We start from the raw sequence: 16,209 nt of genomic DNA, 5'->3' as shown, positions 1-16,209 counted from the left end.
GTGCTCCCCGGCATTGTTATAGGTCGAGGTATTCACGCCAAGCGACTATCTTGCCTGCGTCATTCAACTCGAAAACCGCCACCATCGGCACGGCCACCCATTTGCCATGGCAATAGGACTGATCGATTCGCTCCATAAACACCACATTGTCGAGGGTGGCGACTTTGATCAGTTCATGCTTCTGATTCACCACTTTCGCTTTCATCGCCTCAAGCACCTTGAGGATGGCCTCGCGGCCGTGAACCGCAGCAATGCTCGGTGTTTCCATCTGGTAGTAGGCGTCCTCGGCCAGTAAAGCCACAGGCTGACGGAGATCGTCCGGCCAGCTGTGGTGGAAATGGCCAATAAACTCACGAACGACCTGTTCGCTGTTCACCATGTCGTACTCTCCGTCTGTAATTGAGGCTGGCGAACCCGTTATCCCCTCGGACAAATGACCGGCAGCCAAGAGCAGCGGCACACGCAGCCTGGAGATATGCTTGAAAGGGGGCCGGCCTTCAGGACGGAGACCGGCCGTACTCTCGACTCAGCGGCGAATGCTGGCCGTGATCTTGGCGTGCGGGCCGGCCTGCTGGGCAGCCCAGGCTTCGGCGGCTTGATCCAGGGTGTAATCGACGTAGTCGACGTGGATCTGTTGCTCCTTGGCGATCTTCAGCAGGCGTTTCCAGATCTGCTCGCGGTCGGCTGGCGGACGCTGGCCGGTACCGATGCACGACAGCGTGCGAAACAGCAGGTCGGCGATATCCAGATTGAGCTGACGCCCGGCACCGGTACCAATGGTCATGATCCGCGCGCCCCAGTTGGTGGCTTTCAGCGAGGTCAGCATCGGCTGGCCGCAAACCAGATCGAGTACCACGTCGAAGCCACCGCCGGAGGCATCCTTGAGCGCCGCCACATCATCGGCACCACCCAGGGTCACCACCTCGTCGGCGATACCGCACGACTTCAGTCGCAGTAGCGCTTCTTCCGAGCGAGCAGCGCCAACCACCCGCCCAGCGCCCATACCACGGGCCAGTTGAAGGGCGATTTGACCGAGGGTGCCGGTGGCCCCGAGGATCAGCACCTTCTCGCCTTTTTGGATCTTCGCCTGCTCCAGCGGCACGATCGCGCCGGTCGCGGCAATGCCCATGCTGATGGCGGTCTTGTCATCGACATCATCCGGCACGTCCCAGACTTCCGCAGCCGGCACTACGGTGCGCTCGGCCCAGGCACCGAACGGCAACAGCGAACGTTCGCCGAAATAAACGCGTCGGCCATCGGGGGCACGGCCGACGCCTTCGCCACGAATCACGCACGGGTATTCCACGCCCAGGCGATAGGCGCCGAGCACGTCCCAGCCACCCAGGCCGGCGGTATCCACGTCGATCAGCACCGAGCCGTCCTGCGGCTCGGGCTCGCGAAACTCACCTACCACCGGCAGAGCATTACGTTCGGAAATCACAGCAGCACGCATATTGCCTCCATCACTGATTCTTGTTGTTGGCTCTCATTGATACGACAAACTTGAACACATTTTAATATTTTGTCCATATCTATTTATGTGTTGGCTGCAACTCGCACTGGCTGGAACACCGGGTAGCCGCCCAACCCCAACAACAGCAGTGGCCCGACCACAAAGCACGCGAAGCAGAAGCCGAGCATCGCGCTGTAGCTGCCGGTCATGCTCAGCAAGGCGCCGAACAACAGGGGTGCGGTGGCGGCACCGGCGGTGATCAGCCCTAGGTGCGCGCCGAACAGACGGCCATAGTCGCGCATGCCGAAATAGCGTGCGATCAGGAAGGCGGCGATATCGAACTCGGCCCCCGCCCCGATGCCCACCAGCAAGGTGGCGATGGTGAAGGACAACAGACTGGACTCGGCATAGATGAAGATCAGGCAGGCAAAGGCCGGCATCAGCAGGGCCAGCGCGGCGACGCCCGGCGCCCACAACCGGTCGATCAAATACCCCACCAGCAAACGCCCGAGAATCAACGAAATACCGAAGCTGCTGAATACCTGACCGGCCTGTAGCGCCGTCAGCCCGCGATCCTGCAGCATAGGCACGATATTGGTAACCATGCCGACCACGCAGGACACCACCAGGGTCATCGACAGGTTGCATACCCAGAAGCGCCAGGAGCACAGGGCATCCTTGAAAAGCAGGCCAGGACGCTCGCGGTCTTGCTCACTAGTAGGCTGAGTATGCGTGCGAGTGCTGCCGATCTCCGGGATCAGCCAGCGCAGCGCCAGTGGCAGCGCCAACAACACCGGCAGCAACGCAAGCGCGATAAAACCGGACTGCCAATCCCAGCGGCTGATCGCCCACGTGGTGATTAGCGGCAGCATGATCGCCGCTAACCCTGAGCCACTGAGAATGATCGCCAAGGCAAAACCACGGTTCTCCTCGAACCACAGGTTGATCAGGTGCGACCAAGTGATCTGCAAGGTGCCCAAACCGGCAAGCGGCACCAAAAAGAAACCCAGGTAGAGCATCCAGATCGAACCACTGATCTGGCTCAGCATCAGCACACTGAGCGACAGGGTCACCAGCGACACCAGGGTCACGGCGCGCAAGCCATACCGCAGGTTGAGCCAACCGGCCAGTTGCGCCGCGACAATGGTGCCCAGAGACAACGCCGTAATCGCCGCCTGCAAATCACTGCGCGCCCAGCCCATGGCCTGTTCCAGGGGAATCACCATAGAACTGAAGCTATACAGCAGCAACGAGCTGGAACTGGTGGCCACGCCGACAATAGCCAGGATCAGCACATGCCAGCCGCGTTTGAATTCTAGGTTGTTGAAATTTTTCATTAACACTACTCGCCGGATGGACGGGGTCGACTGCCGTTCCCGGCCACCGAGGCGGCCGGCAACCTTGCTCAATCGGTGCCGATAAACAGGGCCGCCTCGGCACTTTTGTTCAGCACATGCTGATGGCGGGCGCTGCCCGGTTTCAGCGCCGGGTCGCTACAGGTGAGGTCTTCTGGATGGATCAGAGTCGGGCCATTGGTCAGTTCGCGCAGAGCGACTTCGACGATCTCCCCGGCCTTGGGCAAGACCATGGTCAGGGCATCGGCAATCTTCAGCTTGACCATGGCTGCGCGCATGGTCGGCGTATCCACGGTGCCTATCAGCAGGTTCAACACATCGACACCACGGTCTTTCCACTCGGCCCACAACGACTCGCCGAGGTTCAGCGCAAAACCCTTGGTCGCGCTATACATGGCCAGCTTGCGAATACCCCCCAGTGCCGCCTGCGAACCTACCAGGAGCAAACCGCCCTGCCCGCGCGCGAGCATGCGCCCGCCGAATGCGTGGCTGCATTCCATCACCGTCAATACATTGAGCCGCAGCAAGGCGCTCCAGTCGTCGACTGAGGTGTCGAGAAATTTGGTGATATAGGGATCGCCCCCGGCGTTGTAGACGAACAGGCCGATTTCCCGGCCGGCCACGGCGGCGAGCAGCTTGCTCGTCGCGTCGGCATGCGCAAGGTCCTGGGTGACCAGCAACACCTCGACGCCATACTCTTCGATCAGTTGCGCCTGCAGGTCGCGCAGCGCTTCTTCGCGTCGCGCCACCAGCACGCAGTTCAAGCCGCGTGCCGCCAGTTGCTGGGCGAAAGCCGCACCGACGCCATGGGACGCCCCGGCAATCAGCGCCCAAGGCCCGTACTTCTGTTTGAACGCCAGCACGCTGCTGGCCTGCTCTGTAGGTGACGACATCTGAGTACCTCGAATGACTGAAAGCCGGCGTCAATGCGACTCGATGGGCGGCAGGTCGATATGGCTGGCCGATGCGCCGATCGCCGTAGCGCCGTAGACCTGTACGCGGCGCTCGATCTGCGCCATGAACAGGCGCAGCAGGCGTTCGTCGTATTCTGGTCCGGCGTTTTTGACGAACTCCTCCAGGGCCGCGTCCAGCTGGCTGTAGTCGTCGAAGCGGCGATCCAGCAAGGCTTCCACTTCGGCCTGATCGATCTGCAGCAACTGCAGGGCCATGGCGTCGGCACAGGTCAGGTACTCGACCAGCTTGGCCACCGACTGACGTTGGCTTTTCTGGAACTCGTTGCTCACCTCCAGTTGCTCGAGCGCATCCTTGAGCATCAGCAGCAGTTGCGCGTTCGGCCCGCTGGTTTTGATCTCCAGGTCCGGAGTCTCGATGGCAATGCCCATCGCTTCGGCGAGCGCATGCACCACCACGCGGCGCAAGGCAATGTCGAACTCGATGTAGGTGTCGTGCGGGTCGCCCGGCTGCGGGGTGGCAATGGTGGCTGAGAACTGCATGGTGCTGACGGTGGAGAACAGCACCGTATGGAAGCGCACCACATCCGGATCAGCGGCTTCGCCAGTAACTTCCTGGTAATAGCGGTAGAGGTCGCTGAAACGCGCGCCCAGCGGCTCGTAATTGTCGCGCATGCGCGCCGAAGCCAGATCTGCCAGTGGATCGCCGATCATGGCGAACTCGAAATCGTAGAGCGCATTGACCTTGCCATCGGCGAACAGGTACTGGCCCGAGTCGTACTGCACGAACGCCGGCTTGCTACGGTGCTGCGGTACGTTACGGCGCAACCAACCAAGGGCGAACTCGGCCAACGGCTGCGGCTTGGTCTTGTTGCGGGCGTACAACGGATAATAGGCCTCAAGTCCAGCCAGGCTGATCTGCTCGGCCCCCAGCGGCAGGCCGATGCCCTGGGCGGTGAACGGTTCCAGGGGCAGTTGGTGCATCGCCGCCATGGCCTGCACATATTGCCGGGCCAGGTCACTGCGCTGGGCGTCGCTGGCCGCCGTGGCGAGATCACGGCTACCGCGCACCTGCTGCATGATGATGGCTTGTGGATCCTCACAAAAACCGTAGATATGCGGCACCGGAATCCCCTGCTCACCCAGCAGGGTAAGGATGTCGGCCTCGCGGCGCAGCTCCGGGAAGGGACTGACATCGCCGCCGCGGTCGCCGCGGATATGCAACGCCAGCACTTCGCCGCCACGCCGCAGCTCAAGGTTCCACGCCGGCCGCCAGCGCAGCAGACGCGCCATACTGATAATTTCACCACCCAGCAACTGCTCGACGAAGTTGCGCAATTTCTGCTCATTCAGCGTATCTGCACTGCCTTGATCTTCTTGCGTTTGCATCTACATCTCCCCCCAAAATCTACCGCACCGCATACGGGCACGCGTTCAGCCGACGGCCTTGCTCAGACTCGGGCCGCCAACCTGCTCGATCGGCACGCCCTTCTTCTTCGCCAGGTCGGCGGTGTCCAGGTACTCGCGCCAGGCCTTGATCAGTCCCTGCTCATCCAGCTCGTAGACAGCCACCATCGAATGCGGCATCGGCAAGCCCCGGGATACCGCGTAGTCGTCGCGCTCGGTCATCACCAGGGTGTCGCTGGAAACGATGTTGCGGATCTTGCATTTGTTGTGGGTTACGTAACTCATCTGCCGCTCGATCTCCTGACGCAGCGCGGCCTGACCACGAATGATCGGGCCTCCCGGCACCCACAGTTGCCATACGGCGTCTTCGCTCATCATGGCGAGGATCTTGTTGATCTGTGGGCGGGTCGAGGCACTGCCATCGCCCCAGGCGGCGCAAAATTCGCGAATAAGGTTTTCTTGTTGCATGCCCATGGCAAACTCCCCAGCGTCGTTCGGCGCGGCCACCAGGCACGCGCCATGGTTTATAGATAGGCGCGTACTACTGGCACCATTGGCGTGCCGCAACTCATGCCGCCATCGACGCGCAGCAACGCACCGTTGACGTAGCGTGATTCGTCGGACGCGAGGAACAGCGCCATGCTGGCGATATCTTCCGGCTCGCCGAGACGTGGTACGTTCTGGATATCGAGAAAGGCCTGGGTCATCTGCTCGTTGGCCCAGCCCTCCAGTGCAGCCGTGCGTATCACGCCGGGCAGGATGGCGTTGCAGCGCACACCGCGCTTGCCGAAGGTGGCGGCGATGCTCTGCACATACCAGTTCAGGGCCGCCTTCGACGCGCCGTAGCTGAACTGCGCGACTTCACCGGCAATCGAGCTGGTCGAGGAGGTGAAGATGATCGAACCGTCGCCCTGCCCCAGCATATGCGGCAATGCGTACTTGCACGCCAGCACGCCGCCGAGCACGTTGACCCGCATGTTGGCGTGGAACAGGTCCTGATTGAAGTTAAGGAAATCCACGTCGCGCGCGGTTTCCGGGTTCTTGTTGACCGCATTGTTAAACAGCACATCCAAACGACCGAAGGTCTCTACTGCCGTATCGACCATCTGCTGCAGGTCGGCCTCGACGCCGACATCGACCTTCAACCCGATGGCGCTACCACCGCTCTCGACAATGTCCTGGGCCACCCGCTGCGCGGCGTCGCCATAGAGATCGGTGACCACTACATGCGCGCCCTGGGCGGCGAACATTTGCGCGGCGGCACGGCCGATGCCGCTGGCAGCACCGGTGATCAGTGCAACCTTTCCTTCAACACGATGCATGAGCTCTCTCCTGCTGCGGTAAGACCTGGGCGCAACGACTGCGCCCGAGCCAGTGGCGGGCATCAGCGGGTCTGGCCGCTGGCGATGGTTTGCGGGTTGGCTTCGCGCTCGGCCACCGGCGCCTGGCGATAGCGGGTCGGGCCGTTGCCGAACATGCCGTATTGATGACGCGTGAAGTCGTACAGCGAGTAGGCATCGTTTTGTGGGTTATTGGGGATGCCATACGCCTGGATGTTGTACTGCGCACCTGCGCGGAACATCTCCCCGCTGTCGTCCCAGGCGTCATACAGCGCCGCGCCGTAGGTGTCCTCATCGATGTAGTAACGGCGAGTCTTCTGCGCGTGACGCACGCCTTCCTTGCGTGTGGCCTCGACCACCCAGACGCGATGCAACTCCCAACGTTCACAGGCCGGATTGATGTGTTTGTCCATCAATTTGCTGTCCATGTCGCACTTCCACTTCAGGTCATAGTTGCTATAGGGAATCAGCATTTCCTGCTTGCCCAGCAGCTTCCAGTCGAAGCGGTCCATCTTCCCGGAGAACAGGAAAATTTCGTCGTAGAACGACACACCGCCGAATGCCGAGTTAGGTGTGTCGTAGGCAAACTCCGGGGCCTTGCGCACGCGACGTTGGCCGGTCGAATAGCTCCAGGCCGAACGGGCGTTTGCCACCGGATCGAGGTAGTCCCAGTAGCCCGACGCCTGCCCGGCAGTCCGTGCCGGGGCAATGATGCGCGACCAGATACGCTGGGCGATGCTCGGGTCGCGGTCCGCCACGTCAACCTGGTAGTAAGGTTTCTCACCAGTGGCGCGATTGGTATTGGTCAGCGTTACGTGGCCCTGGTTGACCACATAGGCACTGTGATTCCAGTCCCAGCCATTGACCCCCTGATAGTTGAGGATGTAGTTCCACATCACCTGCTGACCATCCTTGGGCAACGGGAACGGCAGGCCACCGCGACAGGCCTCGGCAAGCGACAATCCCTCGTTCAACGACTTGCATTCCGGGTTGCTGGCGTTGCGTTCAGTGGCGGCAAGAAATGCTTCGGGGAACGCGGCCGTGCGGTGAGTTGGATAGACCTCCATGAAGTAACTTTGCGGGTTGTCCTTGAGCAACTTCATCTGCCCGGCAGACAACTGCTTGGCATACTGCTCGGCATTGCTGGCATCGATGCGCAGACGCGGCTTTTCATCGGCAAAGGGATTGGGCCAGAAGCCGTCACCGGGTTGCAGTCCTGCCGTCACCTTGAGACCGCCATCGTAGGCGGGAATGTTGCCATCGGCGTTGCCAGCGACAATCGCCCCGAAGCGGGTCAGCTTGGCGCCGAGATCACTGGGCTTGGCACCGTCGTCGGCCGCGGCCGAACCGACCAACAGCACGGCTACTAGCCCCGTCACATAGGTATTTAAAGTCATCAGAACCTCCAGTCATTGTTTTTGTAGTCGCTGGAAACAAGGGCAACACGCACGAGCAGGCAGGCACGCGTAGTGCTACCAAGCAGTCGCAGGACGAAGAAGGATGTCGTCAAGCGCAGATTCGCCAACGAACCTGCGCGCTAGAATCAGAACGCCGTACCGAAGGTCAGCGAAAGCCAGTTGCGGTCGGACAGGCCAATGTCTCCGGTGCCGCCTACCACCGTCTTACCAACGCCGGCGATGTCGTCGTACTTGCGCTGGCTGCCGTAGCCGATATAGGCCAGGCTGACGTCATAGCGCTCGTCGAAGGTGCCCTTGATGCCCACCTTGTAGCTGTACTTGCCCTCGCTGCCGCCACCATTGGCCGCGTTGCCGGACAGGCCATAGTCGAAGCTCATCGGTGCGGAAACGTTCCACCCCGGGAACACGCCAAGCCATTGCGGCGCAACGTTGAACGCCACGCCGACATAGTTGCGAGTCGCACAACCCCACTCCTTGTCCTGACCGGCGGGGCAACCGCCATAGCCCTCGCCCTTGAACAACTCCTTATGCTCGGTGACTTTCTGCACATGGCTGTAGGCCAGTTCGGCGATAAAGCTGCCGGTATCGAAGTAATCGGTGCGCGGGAGCAGCCACAGTGTGTTGACCACCATGTGCACGGTGTCGCCGCGCGCACCCTGGTTATCCACGGCACTAAAGTTTTTCGATATCAACGAGGCGTTCTTGCGATAGGACAAATCCACGCCCAGCGACGCGCCCCCGAGCACCGGACCGGCGGCCCAACTCAGGCCATAAAGCTTGACGTTCTCGGCATACACATAGCGCGCGAAATTGGCCCCGACCTGCAGGCCCCAGGGGGTGTAGTCATCGTATTCGCGGTAGTACAGGCCGATATCCGAGTGCAGGAAGTCCAGGCTGTAAGTGCCCATCACGCCCCAGTTGCCGCGGTTCCCCGGCGTCAACGGATCGACCAGCGGGCGGGCAAACCCCTGAAACAGTGGCAACTGATCGGGCCCCTCAAGCGCCACGTCGGCGGATGCCAGATAGGTGCCGCCTTCTGGCGCACGGGTGGTATCCCACTCGAGGAAATACTGGGCCGCCAACGACAGCCGGTCGTTGACCTGAGCCTGAGCCGACACCTGGGTCAGTGGTAGGAATATCTCGCGGGTTTCGGTGCCGGGATTACTCACCGCCTTGCGTCCGTCAAGCGGGGCCTGGGAATAGGACACCGCATGACCGGGAATCAGCAGGCCGTTGCCCCAGTACACGGTATGTCGACCCGCACGCAGACTGACCGGCACATCGCCGAGGTTAAAGCGGGTAAAGGCGAACGCATCCAGCAACTCGCCACTCAAACCACGGTGGTAGCGCTTGGTGAATCCCGAATACTCACCGCTCCGGTAGCTCGGGGTACTCGCTCCGGGAAAGGCACCCGGGTAGAAGACATTGCCGGAATTTGTCTCGACATCAGTATCGGCGTAGGCCTGGTCGTACCAGCCGGCGCCGCTGACGCGAATCCCATGGTACTGCTGGTAAGCCAACTCGAACTCGCTCATCACATCGATGCGATTGGTTACCACATCGCCACGGTCGAACTTGGAGTCGGACTCATCATAGGTCGCATTGTTGGCCAGCGCTTGTTCGCGCTCTTCGGCCCGAACCCCCAGGTTGTAGCGCAGCGTATTGTCCCAGCGCAGGGTCAGATCAGGGTTTGCGGTAGCGAACTCTCTTGCCTGGGTCAGGCCACTACAGGTCATGGCGACGGCTACGCCAATAGCCAGGCGGGTCAGCTTCAGGTTGCCAATAGACATCAAAATCTCCGTCTCGCTTGTTATTGTTATTCGCAGTTGGCTGCAGCGATCACCTCTAGCAGGGCCGCCGACTGAGTAGACGAGAGGACATGCGAAGACACAACGATTCGGGCTATTGCTGAAATACAAAGGGCTATTGCTGAAATACACAGGCTCTTACTGCCCGCCTTACAGCGGCTGCGTGGTGCACGCGTGATAACAGGCACACAGGCCGCTCACGCCGCAGGGTCTGCGCTATTGGCATGTTCGCATCGCTCAACGGATGGCTAACCGAAGGACATTGCGCCCTCATCACGGCATGAGCGGTAGCTGCTGATGGAAAGCCCGCCAGGTATTTGTTTATCTGATACCTGAAAGTTATTTTTATCTCTTCCAGATAAATAAACACTAACAGACAATCTGTTCATATTTCTTGGCGGTCCCTCTCCGAGTGAGGCGGCCGTATCGATAAGAACAAGATTGGAGGTTAGCCATGAGCAAGTCACCGTCCCTGGACGACAAGTACGTTCAGCAAAGCGGAAAAGTATTGCTGACCGGCATCCAGGCGCTGGTGCGCTTGCCGTTGATGCAGCGGCAACGCGACCTCGATGCGGGCCTCAATACAGCAGGCTTTATCTCCGGGTACCGCGGCTCGCCCCTGGGGGCGTTCGATCAGGCCCTGTGGAAAGCCCGCGATCACCTCAAGCAGCACCACACGGTGTTCCAGCCCGGGGTCAACGAAGACCTTGCCGCCACCTCGCTATGGGGCACCCAGCAGGTCAACATCTTCGAAGGCGCCAAGTACGACGGCGTTTTTGGCATGTGGTACGGCAAGGGCCCGGGCGTGGATCGCTGCGGCGATGTATTCCGCCACGCCAATGCCGCCGGTACGTCCAAGTTCGGCGGTGTACTGGCGATTGCCGGTGACGACCATGGCGCCCGCTCCTCGTCCCTGCCGCATCAGACCGAGCACATTTTCAAGGCTGTGATGATGCCGGTGCTGGCGCCGTCCGGCGTGCAGGAATACCTCGATTACGGTCTGCACGGTTGGGCCATGTCGCGTTACTCCGGCTGCTGGGTTGCACTCAAGGCAGTCGCCGACACCGTGGAAAGTGCGGCCATCGTCGACCTCGACCCACATCGCGTGCAACCGATCATCCCCGACTTCGAGCTACCCGAGGGCGGTCTCAATATCCGCTGGCCTGATCCTCCCCTGGCGCAGGAACAACGCCTGCTTGAGCACAAACTGTATGCCGCACTGGCGTATGCCAAGGCCAACCGCCTCGACCGCATCGTGCTCGACTCGCCCAAGGCGCGCATCGGCATCATTACCTCCGGCAAGTCGTACCTCGACGTCTGCCAGGCGCTGAAGATTCTCGGTATTGATGAGGCGATGGCACAGCAACTCGGTCTGCGCGTGTACAAGGTCGGCATGATCTGGCCGCTGGAAGCCGAAGGTGTGCGCCAGTTTGCCGAAGGGCTGGAAGAGATCGTGGTGATCGAGGAGAAACGTCACCTGATCGAGTACCAGCTAAAGGAAGAACTCTACAATTGGCGCGAAGACGTACGCCCGCACATCGTCGGCAAGTTCGATGACAAAGGCGAATGGAGCCTGCCGCACACCGGCTGGCTGCTGCCGGCAATCGGTGAACTGACCCCGGCCCAGATCGCTCGCGCGTTGGCCGGACGAATTTTGCGCCAGCAACAGAACGCTAAACTACAGGCGAATCTGGCGGTCCTCGACGCCCAATTGGCATGCAAGGGGCACTTCAACAACCTGATGGATCGGGTACCGCACTACTGCTCCGGCTGCCCGCATAACACCTCGACCAAGGTCCCCGAAGGCAGCCGCGCGCTTGCCGGTATTGGCTGCCATTACATGGCTGCCTGGATCTATCCGCAGACCCAGACCTTCAGCCAAATGGGCGGCGAAGGCGTGGCCTGGATCGGCCAGGCTCCGTTCACCGAAACTCAGCATGTATTCGCCAACCTCGGTGACGGCACCTACTTCCATTCCGGCCTGCTGGCAATCCGGGCGGCGGTAGCAGCCAAGTCGCGGATCACCTACAAGATTCTCTATAACGATGCAGTCGCCATGACCGGTGGCCAACCGGTAGACGGCACCTTGAGTGTGGCGCAGATCAGCCGCCAACTGGCTGCCGAGGGTGTACAGCGCATCCTCGTAGTCAGCGAGGATCCAGACAAATACCGCGGCATCAAGGACCTTGCCGAAGGCGTGCCGGTATATGCCCGCGAGCGGATGGAAGAGTGTCAGACAGAGCTGCGCGAGTTCCCTGGTGTCTCGGCACTGATCTACGACCAGACCTGCGCCGCCGAGAAGCGTCGCCGGCGCAAGCGTGGCAAGTTCCCAGACCCGGCACGCCGCGTGGTGATCAACGAGGCCGTGTGCGAGGGGTGCGGCGATTGCAGCAGCAAATCCAACTGCATGTCGGTGGTCGCGGTAGAAACCGAGTTTGGGCGCAAGCGCGAAATCGACCAGTCCTCCTGCAACAAGGACTTCACCTGCCTGTCCGGTTTCTGCCCGAGCTTCGTCACCGTCGAGGGCGGCAAGCTGCGCAAGCCCAAGGCTCTGGCCGAGAACAGCGAAGAGCGCTGGGACCTGCCGCAACCCGCGCCGCTCAGCCTGGATGAGCCCTATAGCATCCTGGTTACCGGTGTCGGCGGTACCGGCGTGGTGACCATCGGTGCCCTGCTAGGCATGGCCGCCTTTATCGAAGGCAAGGGCGCACTCAACCTGGACATGGCCGGCATGGCGCAAAAAGGCGGCGCGGTGTGGTCGCACATCCGTATCGCCGCACGTCAGGAGCAATTGTTCGCGCCGCGCATCGCCGAGGGCGAAACCAGCCTGTTGCTCGGCTGCGACCTGGTGGTCAGTGCCAATAGTGAAACCCTGGCCAAGTTGCGTCAGGGCGTCACCCATGCACTGGTCAACAGCGAAGAAAGCATCACCAGCGCATTCGTGCGGACCTTCGCCAAGCAGGCGGAAAGCGGCGATCTGCAAGCCAACCCCGATCCCAAGTTCCGTACCCAGGACATGGCCGCGCAAATCCGCGAAACGGTCGGCGATGGTCAGGCCAACTTCATCGACGCCAGCCAGATCGCCACCGCACTGATGGGCGACTCTATCGCCACCAACACCTTCATGCTCGGTTTTGCCTACCAGCAAGGCTGGCTGCCGGTGGGCGAAGACGCCCTGCTGCAAGCCATAGAGCTAAATGGCACTGCGGTCGAGTTCAACCGCTCGGCCTTCGCCTGGGGGCGCCGCGCAGCCGTCGATCTGCCACGAGTACAGCGCAAACTTGAGGCCAACAAAGTCCAGAGCCGCGACCGCCAACTGGCGCAGAGCCTGGAGGAAAGCATTGCCCGACGTGGCGACTTCCTCACCGAGTACCAAGATGCAATCCTGGCCAAGCGTTATCAGGATCGTGTCGAGCAATTCAGCGCAGCGGAATGTGCCCTGTCCGGCCAGCCGGGCCCGCTCACCGAGGCGGTGGCACGCTACTACTTCAAAGTCCTGGCCATCAAGGACGAGTACGAAGTGGCGCGCCTGTTCACCAATGGCGAGTTCCTCAAGAAAATCGAAGCGACTTTCGAGGGTGACTACAGCCTGAGCTTCCACCTGGCGCCACCTCTGCTGAACAAAGCCGCCCCAGGCGTCGAGCCGGCCAAGCGCAGCTTCGGCCCATGGATGCTCAAGGGGTTCAAGCTGCTGGCCAAAATGAAATTCCTGCGTAACACCTGGCTGGACCCGTTCGGCTATACCCACGAACGCAAAGTCGAACGCGAGTGGTTAGACAGCTACGAACAGATCCTCGACCAACTGCTAATGGACCTCAGCCCGCAAAAGCTCGAGACCGCAGTGAAGCTGGCCAGCCTGCCAGATGCCGTACGCGGGTATGGCCCGGTCAAGGAGCGCTACCTGGCACACGCCGAGCAGCAGAAGAGCCAGCTCCTCGAACAATGGCGCAATGGCGATCAGTTCCACGATGCCGGCCTTGCCGACAAACCGGTACGCATCCACGCAGCCCTGCTTTGATTGGTCGCGGGACCTTCTCGAAGGTCCCGCGCAGATCAGCGCGTTGCAACAAAACGCCTGAGTACTTAACCGCCAGGTGATGCACCTGTGGTTAAAAGCGGTGAATGCGCATGAACGTTAACGTAAAGGTCGTACACAAATAAGCATGCCTGGGATCTACAGCAATTCTGAGCTCGCCCGTGAGATGAACTAACCATGCGCGGCGTCATGAACCTGATCGCAGGCATCAGCCTCGAGGAGCTTCAAGCAGCGACCGGCTGCCGAGTACTCATCTCATGATGATAGAGCGAGCTCGCAACGGTCATCCCCAGCCCAACTGGCGCGATTTATCTGCTGACTAGCAGAACGTGGCGCACACACTGTGAGCGGAATTGCGCCACGCCTTTTATCTGGAGCAAATCATGCAAGACGTAGTCATCGTAGCTGCAACCCGAACCGCCATAGGCGCCTTCCAAGGCGGCTTGGCTAATATCAGCGCCGTCGAGCTGGGCAGCATCGTCATTCGCGCCCTGCTCCAGCAAACCGGCCTGGACCCGGCTAACGTCGATGAGGTTATCCTCGGCCAGGTTCTAACCGCTGGATGTGGGCAGAACCCGGCACGGCAATCGGCGATCAATGCCGGATTACCGCACAGCGTGCCCGCCCTGACTATCAACAAACTCTGCGGTTCGGGCCTGAAGACCGTGAGCATGGCTGCCCAGGCGATCCGCTGTGGCGACGCTGACGTGATCATCGCCGGCGGCATGGAAAACATGAGCCTGGCGCCCTATGTCCTGGCCAAAGCCCGTACCGGCCTGCGCATGGGCCACGCTCAATTGGCCGACTCACTGCTGCAGGACGGCCTGATCGATGCCTTCAACGGCTACCACATGGGCATAACCGCGGAAAACCTGGTCGACTGCTACAAGCTGACCCGTGCAGAGCAGGACAACTACGCCGCCCGCTCCCAGCGTCTGGCCTGCGCAGCCATCGAAGCCGGCCGCTTCAGCGATGAGATAACCCCCGTGGCGATCCCACAGCGCAAAGGCGAGCCACTGCTGTTTGCCACAGACGAGCAGCCTCGCACGCAGACATCTGCTGAGTCGCTGGCCACGCTCAAACCCGCCTTCAAGAAAGACGGCAGCGTCACAGCCGGCAACGCTTCGACCATCAATGATGGCGCCGCCGCGGTGTTGTTGATGAGTGCCACCAAGGCCAAGGCGCTCGGCCTACCCGTGCTGGCCACCATCCAAAGCTACGCCAGTGCCGGTGTAGATCCGCAAATCATGGGCATCGGTCCGGTACCGGCGAGTATTAAATGCTTGGAGAAAGCCGGCTGGAATCTGGCCGACCTCGATCTGATCGAAGCCAACGAAGCCTTCGCCGCCCAGGCCCTTTCGGTCGGCAAAGAACTGGGTTGGGATATCGACAAGGTCAACGTCAACGGCGGCGCTATCGCCCTCGGCCATCCGATTGGTGCATCCGGTTGCCGGGTATTAGTCAGCCTGCTCCACGAAATGATTCGCCGCGATGCCAAAAAAGGCCTTGCCACTCTGTGCATTGGCGGCGGCCAGGGTGTAGCTCTGGCCCTTTCCAGGTAGTAAGCCTTAAAGGGTCGGCCAGCTGTAAAGGACCTAAGCGCAACCTTCAACTGGCTTGCCCACCTAAGACTACGTGATGGACACCTTCATGACGCCCAGCAATATGCCGATGAAAAAAGCTACGCCTAGTTTTGCTGAACCGCACTTACAAGTGCGGAACATTGCGCTGACGCTGTTCGCCGAACAGGGCTATCAGAGCGTCAGCCTCAGAAAGCTAGCAAGCGCATTGGGCATCCAGGCAGGATCGCTCTACAACCACATCGCAAGCAAACAAGACTTATTGTTTGAATTGATAGATGAACATGAGACCGATTTACTTGATGCGATTGAGGCGAGCGTGCGGAGTAACATGAAGCCAGCAGAGCAACTGCTTGCCTATATCCGCACTCATATCGATTTCAACGTTAAACATGCACACCGTCGTTCCATCACCCAGTTAGAGTTTAGAAACCTAAGCCCCGAGCAGCAGGGGGAGACGCTAGCCATTCGCAATATGCAGGCGGACATCCTGTCAAACATCATCCAACAGGGCATTCAACAAAACGCATTCAACCCTATACGGTTTAAAGCGTCGGAGACCTTATTGCTTGCCATGCTCAACGAAGCCGCCTTTTTGGTCAGCACAGACGGTAACACCGTACTAGACGACATTATAGTTTCACTTCAAACAATCATTACGTCCTTATTAGTTCGCACACCAACAAGCCGAAGGTTAGCTGCACAATGAAGCATCAAGACACCGTCCTTGCGCTAATACTTGCAGCGCGAATCCATGGCACACAGAAAGCAGTCAAGACTACAGCTAAACGCTGCGCAAAACTGTTACCAAAAACCAAACGTACACTGATGCTCACCATAGCGAAAAGCCCCCGTCCATTGGCATTGGTTGCCGTCCTAAGGGGTAGTATCGGTTCGAACA

The 16,209-nt window shown here is 60.3% G+C and carries 12 protein-coding genes; 3 read left to right on the top strand and 9 right to left on the bottom strand.

Annotated elements, in window-relative coordinates; translation table 11 throughout:
• Positions 1-16: 16 nt before the first annotated feature.
• The 9 genes from FBY03_RS04620 to FBY03_RS04580 all read right to left on the bottom strand — a co-directional run bounded on the left by FBY03_RS04620 (position 17) and on the right by FBY03_RS04580 (position 9,674).
• Positions 17-379: a limonene-1,2-epoxide hydrolase family protein gene (locus FBY03_RS04620; RefSeq protein WP_147171024.1), complete on the bottom strand. Its 363-nt coding sequence runs from the start codon at positions 377-379 to the stop codon at positions 17-19.
• Between the two features lie 147 nt (positions 380-526).
• The gene (locus tag FBY03_RS04615; RefSeq protein WP_147171023.1) at positions 527-1,453 is read right to left on the bottom strand and encodes a zinc-binding dehydrogenase; all 927 of its coding nucleotides are present in this window, start codon (positions 1,451-1,453) and stop codon (positions 527-529) included.
• A gap of 83 nt (positions 1,454-1,536) precedes the next feature.
• A complete protein-coding gene (locus FBY03_RS04610; RefSeq protein ID WP_147171022.1) occupies positions 1,537-2,790 on the bottom strand; it encodes an MFS transporter in 1,254 nt (417 codons plus the stop codon).
• Positions 2,791-2,858: 68 nt separating this feature from the next.
• A complete protein-coding gene (locus FBY03_RS04605) occupies positions 2,859-3,701 on the bottom strand; it encodes an SDR family oxidoreductase (protein ID WP_147171021.1) in 843 nt (280 codons plus the stop codon).
• A gap of 30 nt (positions 3,702-3,731) precedes the next feature.
• Positions 3,732-5,108, bottom strand: coding sequence for a phosphotransferase family protein (locus FBY03_RS04600; protein WP_147171020.1), 1,377 nt, complete (start codon positions 5,106-5,108; stop codon positions 3,732-3,734).
• A 45-nt stretch (positions 5,109-5,153) separates the two neighbouring features.
• Positions 5,154-5,600: a limonene-1,2-epoxide hydrolase family protein gene (locus FBY03_RS04595; RefSeq protein WP_147171019.1), complete on the bottom strand. Its 447-nt coding sequence runs from the start codon at positions 5,598-5,600 to the stop codon at positions 5,154-5,156.
• 50 nt (positions 5,601-5,650) lie between these two features.
• Positions 5,651-6,448 carry an SDR family NAD(P)-dependent oxidoreductase gene (locus FBY03_RS04590; protein WP_147171018.1) on the bottom strand — a complete coding sequence of 266 codons (798 nt, stop codon included), beginning with the start codon at positions 6,446-6,448 and terminating at the stop codon, positions 5,651-5,653.
• Positions 6,449-6,510: 62 nt separating this feature from the next.
• A complete protein-coding gene (locus tag FBY03_RS04585) occupies positions 6,511-7,863 on the bottom strand; it encodes a DUF1329 domain-containing protein (RefSeq protein ID WP_147171017.1) in 1,353 nt (450 codons plus the stop codon).
• Between the two features lie 146 nt (positions 7,864-8,009).
• Entirely contained in the window at positions 8,010-9,674 is a 1,665-nt protein-coding gene (locus tag FBY03_RS04580; protein WP_147171016.1) for a DUF1302 domain-containing protein, read from the bottom strand.
• Between the two features lie 472 nt (positions 9,675-10,146).
• On the opposite strand from FBY03_RS04580, the gene FBY03_RS04575 reads away from it, so the two are divergent.
• From FBY03_RS04575 to FBY03_RS04565, 3 genes are all read left to right on the top strand, one after another.
• Complete coding sequence (locus tag FBY03_RS04575) at positions 10,147-13,710, top strand: indolepyruvate ferredoxin oxidoreductase family protein (protein WP_147171015.1); 3,564 nt, start codon at positions 10,147-10,149, stop codon at positions 13,708-13,710.
• Positions 13,711-14,111: 401 nt separating this feature from the next.
• Positions 14,112-15,290, top strand: a complete 1,179-nt coding sequence (locus FBY03_RS04570; protein WP_147171014.1) for an acetyl-CoA C-acetyltransferase — start codon at positions 14,112-14,114, stop codon at positions 15,288-15,290.
• Positions 15,291-15,366: 76 nt separating this feature from the next.
• Positions 15,367-16,017 (top strand): TetR/AcrR family transcriptional regulator, encoded by a 651-nt coding sequence (locus tag FBY03_RS04565; RefSeq protein WP_147171013.1) that lies wholly within the window; start codon positions 15,367-15,369, stop codon positions 16,015-16,017.
• Positions 16,018-16,209 lie beyond the last annotated feature (192 nt).

Source organism: Pseudomonas sp. SJZ079, from assembly GCF_007993865.1.
GTDB lineage: Bacteria > Pseudomonadota > Gammaproteobacteria > Pseudomonadales > Pseudomonadaceae > Aquipseudomonas.
This window is presented reverse-complemented; position numbering and strand designations above follow the sequence as displayed.

Coding starts and splice junctions, on each gene's coding strand:
- FBY03_RS04620 (WP_147171024.1), bottom strand. CDS start 379: ATGGTGAACAGCGAACAGGTCGTTCGTGAGTTTATTGGCCATTTCCAC.
- FBY03_RS04615 (WP_147171023.1), bottom strand. CDS start 1,453: ATGCGTGCTGCTGTGATTTCCGAACGTAATGCTCTGCCGGTGGTAGGT.
- FBY03_RS04610 (WP_147171022.1), bottom strand. CDS start 2,790: ATGAAAAATTTCAACAACCTAGAATTCAAACGCGGCTGGCATGTGCTG.
- FBY03_RS04605 (WP_147171021.1), bottom strand. CDS start 3,701: ATGTCGTCACCTACAGAGCAGGCCAGCAGCGTGCTGGCGTTCAAACAG.
- FBY03_RS04600 (WP_147171020.1), bottom strand. CDS start 5,108: ATGCAAACGCAAGAAGATCAAGGCAGTGCAGATACGCTGAATGAGCAG.
- FBY03_RS04595 (WP_147171019.1), bottom strand. CDS start 5,600: ATGGGCATGCAACAAGAAAACCTTATTCGCGAATTTTGCGCCGCCTGG.
- FBY03_RS04590 (WP_147171018.1), bottom strand. CDS start 6,448: ATGCATCGTGTTGAAGGAAAGGTTGCACTGATCACCGGTGCTGCCAGC.
- FBY03_RS04585 (WP_147171017.1), bottom strand. CDS start 7,863: ATGACTTTAAATACCTATGTGACGGGGCTAGTAGCCGTGCTGTTGGTC.
- FBY03_RS04580 (WP_147171016.1), bottom strand. CDS start 9,674: ATGTCTATTGGCAACCTGAAGCTGACCCGCCTGGCTATTGGCGTAGCC.
- FBY03_RS04575 (WP_147171015.1), top strand. CDS start 10,147: ATGAGCAAGTCACCGTCCCTGGACGACAAGTACGTTCAGCAAAGCGGA.
- FBY03_RS04570 (WP_147171014.1), top strand. CDS start 14,112: ATGCAAGACGTAGTCATCGTAGCTGCAACCCGAACCGCCATAGGCGCC.
- FBY03_RS04565 (WP_147171013.1), top strand. CDS start 15,367: ATGGACACCTTCATGACGCCCAGCAATATGCCGATGAAAAAAGCTACG.